The sequence below is a fragment of the Tropicimonas sediminicola genome, from assembly GCF_900188335.1.
GTDB lineage: Bacteria > Pseudomonadota > Alphaproteobacteria > Rhodobacterales > Rhodobacteraceae > Tropicimonas > Tropicimonas sediminicola.
Window position 1 is genome coordinate 846,934 of sequence record NZ_FZOY01000002.1, and the last position, 17,402, is coordinate 864,335.

Genomic DNA, 17,402 nt, shown 5'->3' on the forward strand with positions numbered 1-17,402 from the left:
CTGTTCTCCGAAGCGATGGGACGCCGAGCAACCCGAAGCCAGCGCCCAAGGCTCGCCTTGCCGACGGTAGTGGACGCACCGCTGCGCAATCGATGCCGGTGGAGCAGGAGCGATCCACCTCATCCGCTCAGGGTCTGGTCCCAGGTGCAGAAAAGGGCATCACCAACGCTGCCTCCCGCAAGCCTTCAGCCCTTGATGGAAGACGAGGGACTCAACCCGCCTTGGGTGCTTTCGCCGGCCCCAGAAGTTTGCGGACGCTGTCCTCCTTCCAGGGCTTGCCAGTGGCGCTTTGCACCTGCCGGGCGTTCAACTCCTCGGCGATCTCCCTGTTGCTTCGTTTCTCCGCACGCAGCCGTTGCGCTTCTTGCAGGGCACGGGCGACGCGCTCGCCCTTCCCCCTCGTCCACTCGTCCTGCCTCTCACGCCATTGCGAGAAATGCGCAGCCGGATCGAACGGCTTGCCGTCGATCAGGACCTCGTCGGGGTAAACCGGCGTGACCCTGATGCCCAACCGCCGTGCCCAATCGGTAAACGGGGCATGGCTGCGCCATCCCTGCGCCTGCGAAAAATCGACGAAGAGAAGCGTCGCATCCTGCGCCCTGCAGATCTTCGCGACCTGTGCCAGGGGGGCCCGGACATATGCGCTGGCACGGTCCGGAGCGATCTCCATGAAGATCTCCTCGGCGACGAGCCGGTAGGTCTCGTCCTTGGCGAAGCGCCGTATCCGTTCGCGTTGATAGCGGATCGTGCGACTTGCGACGGCCGCCTCCTCGACGTTGTCCGGCAGACGTTCGAACCCGGCCCAGGGTACGGGCAGCGTCCAGTAGAAGCCGACGGCGTTTTGCATGGCCTGCCTTCCCTCCCTTGCAAGAACCGGAAAATCCCGAGCGCCCCCCAGCGGGCGCCGATCCGGGCGTATCCATGCTGCATCGAAGCAAAGGAGACTGAAATGATCCAGACACTTAATGCGCCCGTCGTCGCAGATCTTCTGCCGGATGTGGTCGGCGCAGTCCGCGAGGCCGGCGCCATGCTCCGGGCCGAGTTCCATCGCCCGGGTGGACCGCGCGGAAGCGGTTCCAGTGCGCCTGTCGATGCCGAGATCGAAACATTTCTGAAGCACCGTCTGCTCGGGCTGCACGATTGCGGCTTCATCGGCGAGGAGGCCGACAGGGCCGCGTCCCCGTCTGGCGACACCTGGGTGGTCGACCCGCAGGACGGCACGACGGATTTCCTGGCCGGCCGCCGGGGATCGGCCATTTCGGTGGCCCTGCTCCGCGATGGCCGACCCGTTCTCGGTGTCGTCCTCGCGCCGCTCGCGCCGGACGATGGCGGCGACCTGATCTCCTGGGCCGAGGGGGCGCAGCTTGCCCGCAACGGAACGCCGGTGAGACGACAGCCCGCCGGCGGCCGCATCGTCATCGCGATGAACGCAAATGCGGCGGATCACGCCCAGCACAATCACGAAACCTTGCCGGATGTGCGGATCCTCGGCATGCCGAGCCCGGCCTACCGGCTGGCTCTGGCCGCCGTTGGCGAGGTGGACGCCGCCGTCAGTCTCGTGTCGGGGCTGGATCGCTGGGACATCGCGGGCGGCCATGCCCTGCTGATCGGGGCGGGCTGTGTGCTGGTCGAGAGATCCGGCCGTACGATCGACTATGGCAGGCGCAGCTTCGATGGCTGCATCGGTGGCGACGCCGAGGCGGTTGCGGAACTCGTGGCTTTGAGGCCCCGCCCTGGGTCGCGCCAGGTCCGCAAGCGCGTGCGGCCGGCCTCGCCCATTGCAGATGCAGAGCGGTTGTCTCGGGCGCAAGGCTGCCTGCTGGGTCAGCTGGCGGGCGATGCATTGGGATCCGCCGTCGAGTTCCGCTCGTCTCGCGAGATCGCGCGCAGCCACCCCGAGGGCGTCACACAACTGAGCGACGGCGGGACGTGGGATCTCATCGCCGGGCAACCGACCGACGACAGCGAGATGGCGCTGGCGTTGGCACGGTCGCTCGTGGCGGCCCGTCGCTTCGATCCTGACAAGGTCGGCAAGGCCTATATTCGCTGGGAACGGTCGGGCCCCTTCGATATCGGCGGCACCACGCGCGCCGGCATCGCAGCGATCGCGGCCGGGCAGCAGGCCAGGAATGACCGGAGCCAGGCGAACGGCGCGCTCATGCGGGTCAGTCCGATCGGCATCTTCGCCGCGGGCGACCCGGCGGGCGCCGCCGATCTCGCGGCGCGCGACGCCCGCCTGACCCATCCACATCCCATCTGTCAGGCCGCAAGCGCCGCATTTTCGGCGGCGATCGCAACCGGAATCGCCGGCGGCAGCGCGGAGGACATGTGGGCTGCAGCGGACAGGTATGCGGGCGAAGGCCCGGGCGCGGAGACCATTCGCAAGGTGCTTGCCGTCTCGCGCCACGAGGGGCCGGCCGAGTTCGAACGCCAGATGGGATGGGTTCTCATCGCTTTCCAGAACGCGTTTCACCAGCTGATGCGCGGCACGCCCCCGGCCGAGGCGCTGCCCGAGACGGTTGCCCGCGGCGGCGACACGGACACCAACGCCGCCATCTGCGGTGCGCTCCTTGCCGCGCTCCATGGCCGAGAGGCCCTGCCGCTCCAATGGCGCAATGCCGTCCTGTCCTGTCGTCCCGTCAAGGCGCGCGGCATCCGGCACCCGCGCCCGCAGGAATACTGGCCCGACGACGCGCTCGAACTTGCCGAGGCGCTGCTTGCCGCACGACCGGATCGTCCGGCCGGGAAGAAAAAGAAACCCGACCCCAAGGAGGAAACCATGAGCGATTTCGACAACCTGAGCGACCAGCAGAAAGCCCTCTTGCAGATCAGGCTCGATGGATACCTGGAGGCGGCCGTGATGGCAGCCCGCAGCCAGAACATCGGACTGACCGAAGCCCTGTCGCTCGCCACCACCGCGCTGCTGAGGGAGTTCTCGGCGCAGGGCATTCCCCGAGAAAAAGTCGTCGAGATCTGGCAGAAAGCGATGCTGCCGATCTATCCGTCCACCGAGGCGACGGCAGTGCGCCGGATCCATTGAGGCCGGACAAGATCGGCGCCGAGCGATGCGGCCCTGTCGCGGCGCGTGGGCACCTCAAGTTCGCGAACATGACGGCGGTTCATGTTCGCGCGCTTTCTGTTGGCCTGCCGGGAGATTGCCGTCGGCTCCGGTCGCCCCCTTGCATCCGGGCTTGGCCGACAAGAAACGGCGCCCGCCGTGACGGCTGAGCGCCGAGTGTGGAACGAGGGACAGTGCAGCGGGTTGCGGCTGTTCCAATCCCCGCAACCCATGATTTCTTGTAGCAGGCGGGTCGTTTTTCGCCATGACCTGGATCAACGAACACGGCGGGTACGCCCGAAATGACGGTCTTTCTGCGCCCCGCCGGACGCCACCTCCATCCACGTAAGGCAGGAGAGACCGAGAGCGGCCGGAAAGGCGCACTTCTGCACCGTCGCGCCACCGAAAAAGCCCGCGGGATCAGCGACATCGGTGGCGCCCGTGACGTCGTTGTCCGGACAGCTGTGTGAGCGGACCGTTGCAGAAGTGCGACGCAACTTCGCTTTGACCAGCAAAATATGGAGTCCGGTGCCGTCCCGGCGGTTTACTGCCGATCGGAAAAATGGCTATTGTACCTCACGAGCATTGGTCGAGGCGCAACAAACTGGCGCGTATCGGCCCCAAATCAACAAGAAATGGTGCCAAGTCGGCGCCTCAGGCGACAGGTCGTTGCTCTGAGGTAATGCCGGTGTGTCAGGACACCAGTGGGGCAGGCTAAATGAAACGTCTTTCGGGGTTCTGGGGCCTCCTGTCGGCATATTGGGTGTCCGAGCGGTGGCGGGAAGCGTGGTTGCTCACCGCGGTCATCATCGCGCTGACCACCCTGCTCAGCAAGGCAAGCGTCTGGGTCGCCATGGCGAGCGCCGAATTCCTCGCATCGCTCGCGAATTTCCATTCCCTCGAAGCCGCGACGGATCCGGTGCGTGTTGTCCTCCTCGCTGCGGGCACCTACCTCGCGATCTTCGTCGCCCGGACCGCCGGCGTGGCGCTTCGGCATTTCATCTCGACGACCCTCCACCGCAGGGCACGCGGCTGGCTGGTGGCGCAGTTCAACCAGGCGATCCTGTCCGACGAACGCACGGCCCTGGACCTGATGAGCGACCGCTCGGAAGCCGGAGGCACCTCCCGGATGCCCGATGCCATCGACCAGCGGATCGACGAATGCTCCGCAGGGCTTTACGGCGGCGTGATTGGCCTCTCGATGGGACTTTGGGGAGCCGTGACGTCCATCTACTTCATCTCCGAAGCCTTGCTCGAACACACCAAACCCGTGCCCTTCCTAGATCGCTGGGGACAGGAGGCCAATCTTGCTCTGGAACGGACGGTGGGTCCGGAGATGGCCTCCCACGTCAACCTCGTACCCGGCGAATATGGCACGGCGCTGCTGGCGATCCTGATGGTCGCCGTCTACGTCCCGTCCATCACCTATGTCGCATGGCTGCTGGGACGGGTGCTGGAGCGGCTCAACCTCCAGCGGCAACGGCGCGACGGCGCCTGGCGGGGCGAGTGGGGCGTGATGCTCAACCGCGTCGCCCAGATGGCGGCCTCCCGCGGCGAGCGGGCACAGAGCCGCATCAACGGCAAGCTCTACGCGGATGTCGATCAGACCTGGGGGCGCCAGAACCGGCTCGACGCGGGCATGCTGATGTTCCGGAACACCTACAGCTTTCTCTCCGCGCGTCTTCTGGCCTATCTCCCGGCGTTGCCCGCATTCATGGCCGGCAGCCTGTCGTTCCGGGACTTTGCGGCGAGCAGCGAGCTGACGGCGGAACTCATCGGCGACGTGTCCTGGTTCATCAACGTGATGCCCGCGATCGCCATGCTCCGTGCGAACTCGGCCCGACTGACCGAGGTTGCCCGCGCCATCGAACGGGTGCGCCAGCGGCAGGATTTCTACGCCGAAACCGGGGTCAGTCGCTTCGAGCGGGTCCGGACCGAGAGCGGACCGGTTCTGGCGATGGAAAATCTGAGCCTGAACCATCGCGGGCACGACACGCAGGCTTTCCTGACAGTGCCGCGCATGGCGCTCTACCCCGGAGAGCGGGTCTACCTGCGCGGTCAGAACGGCTGCGGCAAGAGCAGCCTGCTGAAAGCCGTCGCCGGGCTGTGGCCCTATGGCGAAGGCCGCGTGAAGATGCGGGACGGGGCGGAGATCTTCTTTGCCGGGCAGGAGCCCGACATCCCGGACCGCCTGACGCTGAAGGCGCTTGTGGCCTATCCCGATTATCCCGAGCAGCATTCCGATATCGCCGCCGCCCATGCCCTCTCGCGGGTCGGGCTGGGGGACTTCATCAACTGCCTCGAGGACGACCTCTACCAGGGCAAGAACTGGCGCAATGTCCTGTCCGGCGGCCAGAAGCAACGGCTGGTTCTGGCGCGCATCCTGCTGGCCAAACCCCGGATCCTCCTGCTGGACGAAGCCACGTCGGCGCTCGACGTCAATGCCGCGGTAGACTTCCATCTCACCTTGTGCGAGTGCTTGCCCGAAACCGCAATTCTTGCGGTTCTGCACGGGGAGACCGTGCCGCATGACCCGGATGGCGACCCGTTCTATTCCTCGGTTCTCGAAATCCGAAACGGTATCGGGCAGTTGCGCCCAATCGTGGCGACAGGATACGCAGCGCGCCACGCGGCGGAGTAAAGGCTCAGCAAACAAGGCGCCCGCATGGCAAAGCAGACGAATGTCGAACGGCTGATGGCCGAAATGACGCTCGCCGAGAAGACCGGTCAGCTCAACCTGCTCGCCGCGGGCGAAGGCCTGGTCACGGGGAGCGCGCAGAACACCCCGCTGGCGCGGCGGCTGGACGCGGGTCAGGTCGGGGCGATCTTCGGCACCAAGTCGCTGGCCTCCGCGCGCGCGATGCAGGAACGCGCCCTTGCCGGCTCGCGCCTGAAGATCCCGCTGTTCTTTGCGGAGGATGTCATTCACGGCCACCGCACGGTCTTTCCGCTGAACATCGCGCTGGCCTGCAGCTGGGACCTCGACCTGATCGAGGAAACCTCGGCCTTCGCGGCCGCGGAGGCTTCAGCAGAGGGCCTGCACCAGGTCTACGCCCCCATGATCGACATCTCCCGTGACGCTCGGTGGGGCCGCGTTGCGGAAAGTCCGGGCGAAGACCCCCTCCTCGCCTCCCGGATCGCGGCGGCCGCCACGCGCGGCTTCCAGGGAAAGGACTTCGCCGGGCCCGGCCGGGTGGCGGCCTGCCTGAAGCATTTCGTTGCTTATGGCGCGCCGGAAAGCGGTCGCGACTACGACAACGTTAGCCTCGCCTGGGAAGACCTGCTTTCGGTCTACCTGCCCCCATTCGAGGCCGGCATCGCCGAGGGAGCCGCCAGCGTCATGGTCGCCTTCAACGCGGTCAACAAGCTACCGATGCACGCCAATGGGCCCCTGATCGAAGGCTGGCTGCGCGGCAAGGCGGGGTTCGGCGGGCTGATCGTGTCCGACTACACGGGCGTCAAGGAGCTCACGCCGCATGGGCTGGGGCCAGCCAACGTGGCCGTGGCCCGAGCGCTCCACGCAGGGGTCGACATGGACATGGTCGGCGAGGACTACCTTGCCGAGCTTCCGGAACTGGCACGAAGCGGGCTGGACGCACCGGACGCCGGACTTGCCCTTTCGCCCGAGGACATCGTGGGCCTCGTCGACCGTGCCTGCTATCGTGTGCTGATCTTCAAGGAGAGGCTCGGACTTCTCGAAAACCCGTTTCGCGGGCTGGAGGGATCGCCCGCGGCGCCGTCGCGCCTGGAAGGGCGCAAGCTGGCCAGGAAGGCCGCCGCCCGCTCGGCTGTCCTGCTGAAGAACGACGGCCTTCTGCCCTTGAGGCCCAAGAGCCGCGTGGCGCTCATCGGCCCGTTTGCCATGGATCGGGCGAACATGCTCGGCACCTGGTCGGTTTCCGGCCGGGCGGAGGATGTCGTCAGCCTGCGGGATGCCGTGGCTGCCATGACCGGCTCCGCCCCGTTGGTCGCCTGGGGCGCGAATATCGTCGACGAAACGTGGCTCCGGCAGCGCCTCAACGTTCACGGCGTCACCGTAGATGCGGACGAGCGGCCGGAGGCCGAATTGCTTTCAGAGGCCCTCGATGCCGCCCGCGACGCGGAGGTCGTGATCGCCACAGTGGGCGAAGCCAAGGAACACGCGGGCGAGTCCTCTTCGCGGCTGTCGCCAGACCTCCCCGCCCCGCAGCGCCGTCTGATCGATACCCTGGCCAGCACCGGCAAGCCGCTGGTGGTGGTGGTGTTCGCCGGTCGTCCGCTCGCCCTGGGCGAGATCGCGGAAAAAGCCGACGCCGTGCTCTACGCCTGGCACGGCGGCATCGCCGGTCCGGAAGGCGTCGCCGACCTGCTCTTCGGTGCGACGGTGCCGTCGGGGCGGCTGGCGGTGTCGCTGCCGGCGCACCCGGGCGAGGTGCCGCTTAGCTACGCCAGCGACCCGACGGGGCGCCCCTTCACCGGGCGTTTCATGAAATTCCGGACAGGCTGGCTCGACATGCCCGATGACGCACGACGGTTTCCTTTCGGCTTCGGGCTCGGCTACGGCAAGGTGACCTACGGCGCGCCGAGCCTGTCGGCGGAGGCCGCACCTGCGGATGAGCAGGTCCTGCTGCGGCTTCACGTCGAGAACGATGGCCCCGGTGCGGTCGTCGAGACGGTGCAACTCTACGCGACGGACCCGGTAGCGCGTGTGACCCGCCCCGGCCGGATGCTGATCGACTTCAAACAGGTGGCACTGAGCGCCGGGGAAAGCCGCGAGTTGGTCTTTGAGATCAGTTCCGAGCAATTCCGCTACCCCATCGCTCCGTCCCTGGATGCCGCCCAATGGGTCCGCGATCCCGGCGAGGTGGTGCTGCATGTCGGCCCGAACAGCCGCGACACGCAGAGCGTGAAGCTGACATGGCAATCGTGATCCGCGGGCTCGACGACGCCGCGCTCCGCGACCGGGTTGCCCAAGCCACGGCCCTCTACTTTCTCGACTGGAGCCACCCGGTGAGCGGCATGGCGCGCGAGCGCAGCGGCGGCGCCTTCGGTTACGATATCGAGGAGACGGTATGCACCGGCGGCACCGGTTTCGGCCTGCTCGCCCAGATCGTCGCCGCGGAACGCGGCTGGCGCCCGAAGCGCGAGATCCTCGACCGGACGGAACGGATCGTCGGTTTTCTGGAACGCGCCGACCGGTTCGATGGCGTCTTCCCGCATTTCCTGCAGGGGACGACAGGGCGCGTGCTCCCTTTCATGCCCGGGGATGATGGCGGCGACCTTGTAGAGACCGCCTTTCTGATGATGGGCCTTTTGGGGGCTGCAGCCTATTTCGCGGAGGAGCCGACGCTCGGCGCCCGGATCGAGGGGCTCTTCGATGCGGTGAACTGGGCGGCGCATCTGCGCGAGGACGGCGCCGTCATGTGGCACCACCATCCGGACCGCCCCTGGTGTCCGAGCGCGTTGCCGATCCGCGGCTGGAACGAAGCCTTTCCTGTCTTTGTGCTCGGCGCGGGCTCTCGTACGCATCCGATCCCCGCATCTGCCTACCACCGAAGCTGGGCCACCGCACCCGCGTTCCTCAATGGCCGCAGCTACGGCGGAACGCCGCTGCCCCTCGGTCCGGACTGGGGCGGGCCGTTGTTCCTGTCCCAGTATCCCTTCCTCGGCATCGATCCACGGGGGCTGCGCGATGCCTATGCGGATTACGGCGCGCAGGCACGGGCTCATGCCCTGGTGAACCGCCAGCACTGCCTGCTCAATCCGAAGGGCTGGGACGGCTACGGGGCCGATTGCTGGGGATTGACCGCGAGTGACGATCCGTCGGGCTACGTCGCGCATTCTCCGACCGAAGACACCGGGGTCATCACGCCCACCGCCGCGCTGGCCTCGTTCCCTTTCGCTCCGGCGGAGGCGATGCCGGTCCTGCGGCACCTGCACGACGTTCTGGGCGACAGGATCTGGGGCGAAGCGGGCTTCGTGGATGCCTTCTGCGAAACGCAGGGATGGGTCGCCGAGAGCCGGCTTGCCATCGACCAGGCCCCGATTCTCATCGGGCTGGAGAACCATCGCACCGGATTGCTGTGGGAGCTGGTGTCCGGACGGCCGGAAGTGCAGCGCGGGCTGCGCGCCTTGGGCTTCACCGCGCCCTATCTGGCCCCCGCCATCGCCTGAAGCGCCGTATCGCGCGCGGCAGCGGCTTCGAGGAATGCGGCGGCTGACCAGGTGAGAGCGAGGCATGAAACGGGCGCTCCGGTGCGGCGGTCGAATTGCTCCGCCAGCGGCTCGGCCGGGTCTGGTGCAACGCTCTGGACAAGTCCCATCCAGGCTTCCGCCTTCTCGAACGCTTCGGCCTCTCCCATGGCGGCGAGGCGGTAGTGCAGTTCGGCAAAGCCAAGCGTCGTCGGATACCAGGGGTTGCCTCCGAAATAGACATCTTCCTTCCAGCGGCCGATGGCAGGGGCACCTCGGCCCCGGTTGATCGGATAGAGGGCGGCGAAACACGCCTCCAGCGCGGCGACCGTCGCACGGGTCGCGGGGGCCGAAATGGCGAAGGGCCCGTCGCGGCGTCCGGCATGCAAGATTGCGAGCACGGTCGCGCTGTCGAAATGCCCTTCGGGCGCCTCGACGCTCTCCCGCCAGCCTCCCGACCGCGCATCTCGCGCCTCCTGCATCAAGGTGACGATACGGTCCGCGGCCGCTCGCATCGCCGGTGCGGATGCCCCCCGCGCGGCTGCCCGGGCGCATCCCCTGTCGAGCGCATCCCATTCAGCGATCAGGGTGAAGGTGGATCGCCGTGCCGGCGCTTCCTCCCACGGACCGATGCAGGGGCGGCCCGCGACCCGGAGGCTGTGTTCGAGGTCCCGCGCGACAAGCGCATCGGTATCCGGCGAGGCGACCTCGGGCAGTGCATCGATCAGCGCCATGACCGCAGAGGCCCGCAACGCTGGGCCGTCGTCCTGCGGGCGGCCCCATTGCTCGAGATCCGGGGAGCCATCCGCCGCGAACCTCGGCTCCTCCAGCCACTTCTCGCCAGCGAGACCCGCGAGTTCCCCGTCAGGGCGAAGAAATTGCTCGTGGCTCTGCCGGGTGGTGGCGCGCAGGGGATTGGTCGCCGGACCACGGCGGCTCGGATCGGAGATCCGGAGGGAAAACCGCACGGTGTCGGCAATCGCCTCGAGCCAGAAGCCCCGTGCTTCGGGCTCAGCAGCGATCGCGAGGGGAACGGCGCGCAGGGCAATCGCCGCGTCGCGGATCCAGTGGTGGAAATAGTCGGGCTCCGGATCCCAGCTCGCAATGCGTGTCGACGCGAGGATGGAGCCGGCTGCCGGACGGACGGTCCAGCCGAAGCCTGCTCGATGGCGTTCCAGATGCGTGGCCGAGGTTGCCGCCCGCAGCGCACGGGCGGCAGCCAGACGCCGTGCCGAAATCCAGTCCGGATCGGGTGTGCGCTTCATGCCGATGCTTCAAGCGCCGACAGCGCAGCGGTCAGCGCTTCGCCGACATCCGGGCCCACCGGGCAGTGGTGTTGCCCCGGAACTGCCGCGAAGAAGCGCGCGTTGGCAGCAGCCGCGAAATAGGCTCGCGCGTCCTTTAGCGGAACCAGCCCGTCCTCCGCGCCTGTCACGACAGCCAGCGGCGCGTCGGTCTTGGCGAGCGCGGGCGCGGCGTCGGCGGCCTCCATCTCGGCGCGGAACAACGGCGCCTCCCGTTCTACCGCCTCCACGGCCGGCGGCCCCATCGCCACCCGCGCCAGCAGCAACGCCCGCCCCGACACGGCCGGGGACACGGCCAGCACATGGTGCGGGCCGGGCGTCTCGGCGGCCAGATGGGCGACGGCGAAGGCGCCGATGCTGTGTCCGGCAAGCGCAAGCGGCGTGTCCGGCCAACGTTCACGGACCCAGCCCCATACCGCCGACGCAGCCTTGCAATGACCGGTGAACGTCAGCTTCTCAGGGGCTCCCGAGCCCGGCAAGGCGGAGGAATTCGGCAACCCGGGCGCCACCACGCGCCAGTCGCGGGCAAGATACGCCTCCGCGATCTGTGCGATATGCGGCTGATCCGGCGCGCCATTGCGGCCGTGCACAAGCAGAACGGTCCCCCGCACGGACTCGCCTGGCGAGGCCACAACCAGCGGAATTGGCTGGCTTTCCGTCGGAACCGCGTTGCTCCGGTCGGCTTCGGTCCAGGACCGGGCAGATCGTGCCATCAATCTATTTTCACCTCTGCCACTTGAAGCACTTGAAGCGTCGGCGTTCTGATCCTAACTGCCCCGACTGAATTGAGCTCATCGAAGATATGCCCATCATGCAAGCACCTCGACGAAGATCCGGTTCATCAGTGCGCAGGGTTCCGGGCGGCATGTCCCGGATCGGCGGCTTTCCGCATCGCGACGCGGAATCATGCCGAGAGTGGATGCGAGGTGTTTGCCGCAACGCAGACGCCAGTACATTTTAGGAATGCATTCGATTAGTGCCATTTCTGTATTGGGGGAAGTTCCGTGTTGAAGACCAACATGAAACAGAGTGGGGCGTTGTCGCAGGGAAAGTGGGCGAGACGCCAGTTCCTGTGTTCGGCGGCCGCTGCCATCGGCGCGCCGGCGATCATGTCGCCCGCTCTCGTTCACGCGCAGCAGGACGCGCCTGCCGCGTTCTCCTTCGACGTGCTGAGCGCCGCGATGCAGGAGGCTGCCGGAAAGGAATTCGCCCCTGCCGAGCAGTTGCACGGGTTCCTCGCGGAGCTCGACTATGACGCCTACCAACGTATCCGCTTTCGGCCCGAACAGGCGCGCTGGAGCGATGGCGGGGGCGCCTTCCGGCTTCACGCCTTCCACCCCGGATGGCTCTTCAAGGAGCCGGTGAAGATCAACGAGATCGTCGGCGACACCGTTCGGCAGATGACCTTCACGACCGCCGATTTCGAATATGACGACGAGGACCTCGCCGCGTCGATCCCGGCGAATGCGGAGATGCCTGGCATTGCAGGCTTCCGTCTGCACACCCAGCTCAATCGCGCCGACATCTTCGACGAGCTGGTCGTCTTCCAGGGGGCGAGCTATTTCCGTGCGCTCGGGAGCGGCAACACCTACGGGCTCAGCGCCCGCGGGCTTGCCGTGAACACCGGCCTTTCCCAGGCCGAGGAATTCCCCGTGTTCACCGAAGTCTGGCTTCGCCGTCCGAACGAGGGCGATGGGTCGGTGACACTCTACGCCGCGCTCGACAGCCCGTCCGTCACCGGTGCCTACCGGTTCGTGATCTCGCCCGGCGACACGACCTCGATGGAGGTGACCGCCCGCCTGTTCCTGCGCAAGGACATCGAGCAGCTTGGCGTGGCGCCGTTGACATCCATGTTCCTGTTCAGCGGCGCCGACATGGGTCCGTTCGACGACTACCGCGCGGCGGTCCATGACAGCGAGGCGCTGGTACTCAACACGCGGCCCGGCGAAACCTACTTCCGACCGCTGAACAACCCGCCTCAACTGGCGAGTTCCTATCTCGGCGCGATGAACCCGGCCTCCTTCGGTCTCGTTCAGCGTGAACGTGCCTTTGAGCATTTCCTGGATGCGCAGGCCCATTACGAACTGCGCCCTTCCCTCATGGTCGAACCGATCGGCGACTGGGGCGAGGGCTCCGTGCGGCTGGTCGAGATACCGTCGGACCTGGAGATTCACGACAACATCGTCGCCTTCTGGGTGCCTGACGCCCCGACCCGCGCCGGCGATGCGCTCGAATTCTCCTACCGGCTCCATTGGGGCATGACCCCGCCCGGCGCGCAGCCGAAATCCCTCGCAAGGGTGCTTCGGACGCGGATCGGCAAGGGCGGCGTCGCCGGTGTGGAGACCGAGACGGGCACGCGAAAGTTCGTGGTGGATTTCGCGGGCGGGCTGTTGGGCTCGCTGCCTGGAAACGCCGAGATTGAACCGGTCGCCAGCGCAACCAATGGCGAGATTGTCGAGACCGTCCTGAGCCCCGTGAGCGGCAAGGACGTGTGGCGGCTGGTCATGGAGGTCCGGGCGCAACCGGGCTCGATCGTTGAATTGAAGGCAGGCATCGCAGGCTACGATCGCATACTCACCGAGACATGGGTGTACCAATGGATCAACGCTTGAACGCCAAGGACTTCGAAGACGCCCTGCCCTGCGACGCGCCGGACTCCGGCCCATTGCGTTGGGCGCCGCCGGAGGCGCCCCTCGCGATGCAGAAGCAAGTGCTCGAGACGCGCACGAGCTGGGCAGACCTCGCGCTCGTCGGTCGACTGTTCCTGTCCCGCCGCAAGGCGTGACGGGGGTGCATGTGTAATCCGCCATGCATTCGCATCTCTCCCCCGACAGGCCGACGCGCCTGTGTCGTCTTCTTGCGCTGAGCTTCTCGCTGATCGCGGCAATCACGGCCTCGCTGCTGATGGCCGAAGCAGCCGCGCGCGACGGGTTCGGCGCATTGGATGGGGCACGAGCCGCGCTGATCTTCCTGACCACGGCCTGGCTCGCCTGGGGCGCTTCGCTGGCGCTGATCGGTGCGCCGGGGCTGCAGCGCCGCCGCGCGCAACCTGACCTTCGGATGCCTCAACCGCGGACGGTCATCCTGATCCCGATCTGCAACGAGGACCCGCTGACCACCTTCGCGCGTATCGCGGCCATAGACGCATCGGTCGCTGAGGCAGGCGTGACCGCTGATATTGCCGTTCTGTCCGATACGCGAGACGAAGCCGCTGCCCGGCGGGAGCGCTTCGCCTTTGCCCGATTGCTGCGGGAAACCGGGGGTGAGGGACGGATCTTCTATCGCCGGCGGACGCAGAACGTCGGGCGAAAGGCCGGCAACATCGAGGATTTCTTCCGCCGGTCCGGCAGCGCCTACGACCTAGCCGTGATCCTGGACGCGGACAGTCTCATGTCCGGCGAGGCGATCCGCACGATGATCGCGCGGATGCAGGAGGACCCGAAACTCGGCCTGCTGCAGACCTTGCCCCGGATTATCGGCGCGCGATCGCTCTTTGGCCGTGCGCTCCAGTTCGCGGCAGGCTTCCACGGCCCGGTTTTCTCGCGCGGGCTGGCCCGGATGCAGGGCGCGACCGGCCCGTTCTGGGGCCACAATGCCATCGTGCGCGTCCGCGCCTTTGCCGGAAGTTGCGGCTTGCCGGAGCTTTCGGGCAAACCGCCGTTCGGAGGGCACATCCTCAGCCACGACTACGTGGAAGCGGCGCTGCTGGCTCGGGGAGGCTGGAAGGTCGAGGTGGATCCCTCCATAGCCGGCTCCTACGAGGAAGGCCCGGACAACGTTCTGTCCTTTGCCCGCCGGGACCGGCGGTGGTGCCAGGGCAACCTTCAGCATTCCCGGCTTCTGCTCGCGCCCGGCCTCGCAAGCTGGAGCCGCTTCGTCTTCCTGCAGAACATCGCCGCCTACGTGGTCTCGACGCTCTGGGCGGCGTTCCTCGTCGCGTCCTTCGTCGCGACCGTCACCGCTCCGCCGCCGAACTATTTCCCCGAGGCGCACCAGCTCTACCCCGTGTTCCCGAACACATCCACGCGCGAGATCACAATGCTGGTCTTCGGCGTCGTGGGGCTCCTGATCATACCGAAGCTGACGATCCTGACCGGCGCCATCGCCTCGAACCGGGTGCAAGGGTTCGGCGGCGTCATCCGGGCGACCTCCTCGGTGCTGGCCGAGATCGTTCTCACAACGCTCCTCGCGCCGCTCATGTTGCTCTACCACAGCCGGGCCGTGCTGCAGGTGCTCTCCGGCCAGGATGGCGGATGGCCGGCCAATCAGCGCGGAGAGGGGCTCCTGGGCCTGGCGGACGGCTGGCGTTCGGGACGCTGGATCGTTCTGGTTGGCGCCACTGCACTGACGACCGTGTACTGGATTGCGCCCGACCTCCTGATATGGCTATTGCCGGTCGGACTGCCGATGCTGGCCGCCCCATTCCTGATCGCCTGGACATCGCGCCCGCTCACCCATGCGCTTTTCAGGGTGCCGGAAGAAATCGCGTCACCACCGGTGGTCGCCACCTATCACGAGGTCTGCGCCCGTTGGGAAATGACCTGGAAAAACTCGCCGGCGGAACCAAGTGCCGGCATGGCCGTTGAACATCATGTCCCAGCATAGACCAAGCGCGGAACTCATTGCCTTTCCGACCAGAAAGGCCCCCGGCGAACGGAGTCCCCGCGACCTCCGGATCGACGCCTTTCGCGGGATTGCCCTCGTGATGATCTTCATCAACCACGTGCCGGGCAATCCCTACGAATACCTGACGATCCGCAACCTCGGTTTTGCGGATGCGGCGGAGGCGTTCTTCCTGATGTCCGGCATCGCCGCCGGGCTCGCCTATACCGCGCGGTTCCTTCCGGACGCACTTGCCCGCAACGGGCTCTGGCACGCCGTTTCGCCGCTCTGGAAGCGGGCCTGGACGCTCTACCTCGTCCAGATGACCCTGTCGGCCTGTGCGCTCGCCATCTTCGGCCTTGCCTACCAGCTCTCCGGCCTGCCGGACCTTCTCACCCAGAACAACATGCGGCAGGTGTTCGAGAACCCGACCGAGGGGCTGATCGGCCTGCCGATCCTGACGCACCAGTTCGGCTACGTGAACATCCTCCCGGCCTACTCGGTCCTGCTGATCTGCGCACCGGCGGCGATCCTGCTAGGGATCCGCTGGCCTCGGGTTCTCTTCGCGGCCTCCCTCGGCCTCTGGCTCGTAACCGGCCTCTTCCGCCTCAACCTGCCCAACTATCCCAACGAGGGCGGCTGGTTCTTCAATCCCTTCGCCTGGCAAGCCATCTTCGTGATCGGGCTTGTGACGGGCCTCAGCCTGCGACAGGGCAAGGCATTCTTCCCGCGCTCCCGCTTGCTGTTCTGGCTTTCGGCGGCTTTCCTCGTGTTCGTTCTGGCCTGGAAATACGTCCCCGGCCTTGAGGATTTCTTCAACGTCCAGATGCATCACCTGGCCGAGGCCGGGGTTCCGTTCATCTTCACGTCGCACGACAAGACCTATCTCGCCGCGCCGCGCTTCCTGCATATCCTCGCCCTTGCGTACGTCCTCTCCCAACTCGCCATCGTGTCCCGACTTTCCGCCCATCGCTACGCCCTGCCGCTGCGGCTGCTGGGGCGGCACGGGCTGCTGGTTTTCGCGGCAGGCACCGTGCTGTCGCTGGCGGCCCAGGCGCTGATGCTCTCGCTGCCGGACGCCCTCTGGCTGGCCTGGGTGCTTCCGCCGCTCGGGGTGGCCGCGCTTGTCGGACTGGCCTTTCTCGCCGATGCGGCGAAAGGCAGACCCTCGGCGCCTGCCACGCCGGTGTCGGCCGACAACGGCTCCTCGGACCCTCTGCCACCGGTCCACGCGCCGCAACCTTCCAGCCTGACCGCCAGATCCAAGCCGCCATTGACCTAGGCGACCTCCCCTGCCCGATTGCCATTGAATTGATGGGGCCGCCCAACCCGTCCGGTTGCCGGCCCCAAAAGCGACCGCTCGTGCCATGCAGGAACGAGCGGTCCGAACTTGCGAGGCGGGCATGGGGCGAACTGCACCCTGACGCCCATCCTCCCTGTCAAGTCGCGCCGGTCAACGAACAGTCGGCAATCCGGCATCGACCCATGCCTGGGTCCCTCCGCTGACATAGCTCACGCGGGCAAAGCCGAGCTTCGAGAAAGCCGCCGCCGCGCGCGCCGCCATCGGTCCGGCCTGGCAGGACGTGACCACGTGGATAGAGCGGTCGGCGAAGGCCGGCGGCAGGTCGCCGGCCTCGATCCGGGAAAGCGGTATGACGCGGCCCCCCGGGATCCGCCCGGTGGTCGCGGAGATCACCTCTTCCGGCCGCGGGTCGACGAACTCGACGCCCGCCCGGTTGTGCAGCCTTGCTGCCTCGGCTGGGCTTATGGGGATCACGACGGCTTCGTCAGCGGCCGTGAAGGTGCTCGAGCAGCTGGTCATTTCAGGTCTCCTTTCCAGTGTTCCTCAGAAGCTCAGCGTTGCTGCGCCGTCATTGATCAGGGCGTGGAGCGCCGGCGAGCCGACGATCTGGACGCCGTCGATCAGGTCGTCTTCGGCATAGCCGCGGACCTTTGCGCAGGGCGGGCAAACGAGGATACGTCCGCCCTTTTCCTGGAAGTTCGCGATCAGTTCGCCCATCGGCGGGTCGAAAGGGTTCATCCGGACATTGTCCGAGGCGCCCTTGCGGACCGTGTCGACGGCAGAACTCACGAGGAACATCGTCACCTGCTGCCCTGAATCCAGGCCGGTGTTCGCGATGGTCCAGGCGACGGTACCGCGTTCGTCGTCATGACCCCGCGACGAGACGATGGCGAGTTTGCGTGTCGTGCTTTCCATTTCATTTCTCCTTTGAAGTTCAGTTGCTTTCCTTCAATCGTGAAGGTCG

The 17,402-nt window shown here is 66.8% G+C and carries 13 protein-coding genes; 8 read left to right on the forward strand and 5 right to left on the reverse strand.

Going from position 1 to position 17,402, the window contains the following annotated elements; translation table 11 throughout:
• Positions 1-211 precede the first annotated feature (211 nt).
• A complete protein-coding gene (locus CHB86_RS08250) occupies positions 212-847 on the reverse strand; it encodes a recombinase family protein (RefSeq protein ID WP_089232508.1) in 636 nt (211 codons plus the stop codon).
• A gap of 102 nt (positions 848-949) precedes the next feature.
• On the opposite strand from CHB86_RS08250, the gene CHB86_RS08255 reads away from it, so the two are divergent.
• The 4 genes from CHB86_RS08255 to CHB86_RS08270 all read left to right on the forward strand — a co-directional run bounded on the left by CHB86_RS08255 (position 950) and on the right by CHB86_RS08270 (position 9,211).
• On the forward strand, positions 950-3,040 hold the full coding sequence (locus tag CHB86_RS08255; RefSeq protein ID WP_089232509.1) for an inositol monophosphatase family protein: 2,091 nt from the start codon (positions 950-952) through the stop codon (positions 3,038-3,040).
• Between the two features lie 736 nt (positions 3,041-3,776).
• Positions 3,777-5,699 (forward strand): ABC transporter ATP-binding protein/permease, encoded by a 1,923-nt coding sequence (locus CHB86_RS08260; protein ID WP_089232510.1) that lies wholly within the window; start codon positions 3,777-3,779, stop codon positions 5,697-5,699.
• A gap of 24 nt (positions 5,700-5,723) precedes the next feature.
• Positions 5,724-7,967, forward strand: a complete 2,244-nt coding sequence (locus CHB86_RS08265) for a glycoside hydrolase family 3 N-terminal domain-containing protein (protein ID WP_089232511.1) — start codon at positions 5,724-5,726, stop codon at positions 7,965-7,967.
• On the forward strand, positions 7,955-9,211 hold the full coding sequence (locus CHB86_RS08270; protein ID WP_089232512.1) for a glucoamylase family protein: 1,257 nt from the start codon (positions 7,955-7,957) through the stop codon (positions 9,209-9,211). Before CHB86_RS08265 ends, CHB86_RS08270 begins: the two co-directional genes overlap by 13 nt.
• On the opposite strand, the gene CHB86_RS08275 is transcribed toward CHB86_RS08270, so the two are convergent.
• Both CHB86_RS08275 and CHB86_RS08280 read right to left on the reverse strand, forming a co-directional pair.
• Entirely contained in the window at positions 9,187-10,494 is a 1,308-nt protein-coding gene (locus CHB86_RS08275; RefSeq protein WP_089232513.1) for a glycoside hydrolase family 15 protein, read from the reverse strand. The two genes, CHB86_RS08270 and CHB86_RS08275, sit on opposite strands and share 25 nt — an antisense overlap.
• Complete coding sequence (locus CHB86_RS08280) at positions 10,491-11,246, reverse strand: alpha/beta hydrolase (protein ID WP_089232514.1); 756 nt, start codon at positions 11,244-11,246, stop codon at positions 10,491-10,493. The genes CHB86_RS08275 and CHB86_RS08280 overlap by 4 nt, the downstream gene beginning before the upstream one ends.
• Before the next feature lie 306 nt (positions 11,247-11,552).
• Here CHB86_RS08280 and CHB86_RS08285 point away from each other — a divergent pair, with 306 nt between their 5' ends.
• The 4 genes from CHB86_RS08285 to CHB86_RS08295 are packed head-to-tail and all read left to right on the forward strand — an operon-like array spanning position 11,553 to position 16,417.
• Entirely contained in the window at positions 11,553-13,145 is a 1,593-nt protein-coding gene (locus CHB86_RS08285) for an OpgD/OpgG family glucan biosynthesis protein (RefSeq protein WP_089232620.1), read from the forward strand.
• Positions 13,142-13,318, forward strand: a complete 177-nt coding sequence (locus CHB86_RS24585; protein ID WP_176442808.1) for a hypothetical protein — start codon at positions 13,142-13,144, stop codon at positions 13,316-13,318. Before CHB86_RS08285 ends, CHB86_RS24585 begins: the two co-directional genes overlap by 4 nt.
• 23 nt (positions 13,319-13,341) lie before the next feature.
• The gene (gene mdoH / locus CHB86_RS08290; RefSeq protein WP_089232515.1) at positions 13,342-15,138 is read left to right on the forward strand and encodes a glucans biosynthesis glucosyltransferase MdoH; all 1,797 of its coding nucleotides are present in this window, start codon (positions 13,342-13,344) and stop codon (positions 15,136-15,138) included.
• Positions 15,125-16,417 (forward strand): OpgC family protein, encoded by a 1,293-nt coding sequence (locus CHB86_RS08295; RefSeq protein WP_089232516.1) that lies wholly within the window; start codon positions 15,125-15,127, stop codon positions 16,415-16,417. The genes mdoH and CHB86_RS08295 overlap by 14 nt, the downstream gene beginning before the upstream one ends.
• Before the next feature lie 171 nt (positions 16,418-16,588).
• On the opposite strand, the gene CHB86_RS08300 is transcribed toward CHB86_RS08295, so the two are convergent.
• Both CHB86_RS08300 and CHB86_RS08305 read right to left on the reverse strand, forming a co-directional pair.
• Positions 16,589-16,957 (reverse strand): rhodanese-like domain-containing protein, encoded by a 369-nt coding sequence (locus CHB86_RS08300; RefSeq protein WP_089232517.1) that lies wholly within the window; start codon positions 16,955-16,957, stop codon positions 16,589-16,591.
• A 24-nt stretch (positions 16,958-16,981) separates the two neighbouring features.
• Complete coding sequence (locus tag CHB86_RS08305) at positions 16,982-17,353, reverse strand: DsrE family protein (protein ID WP_089232518.1); 372 nt, start codon at positions 17,351-17,353, stop codon at positions 16,982-16,984.
• Positions 17,354-17,402 lie beyond the last annotated feature (49 nt).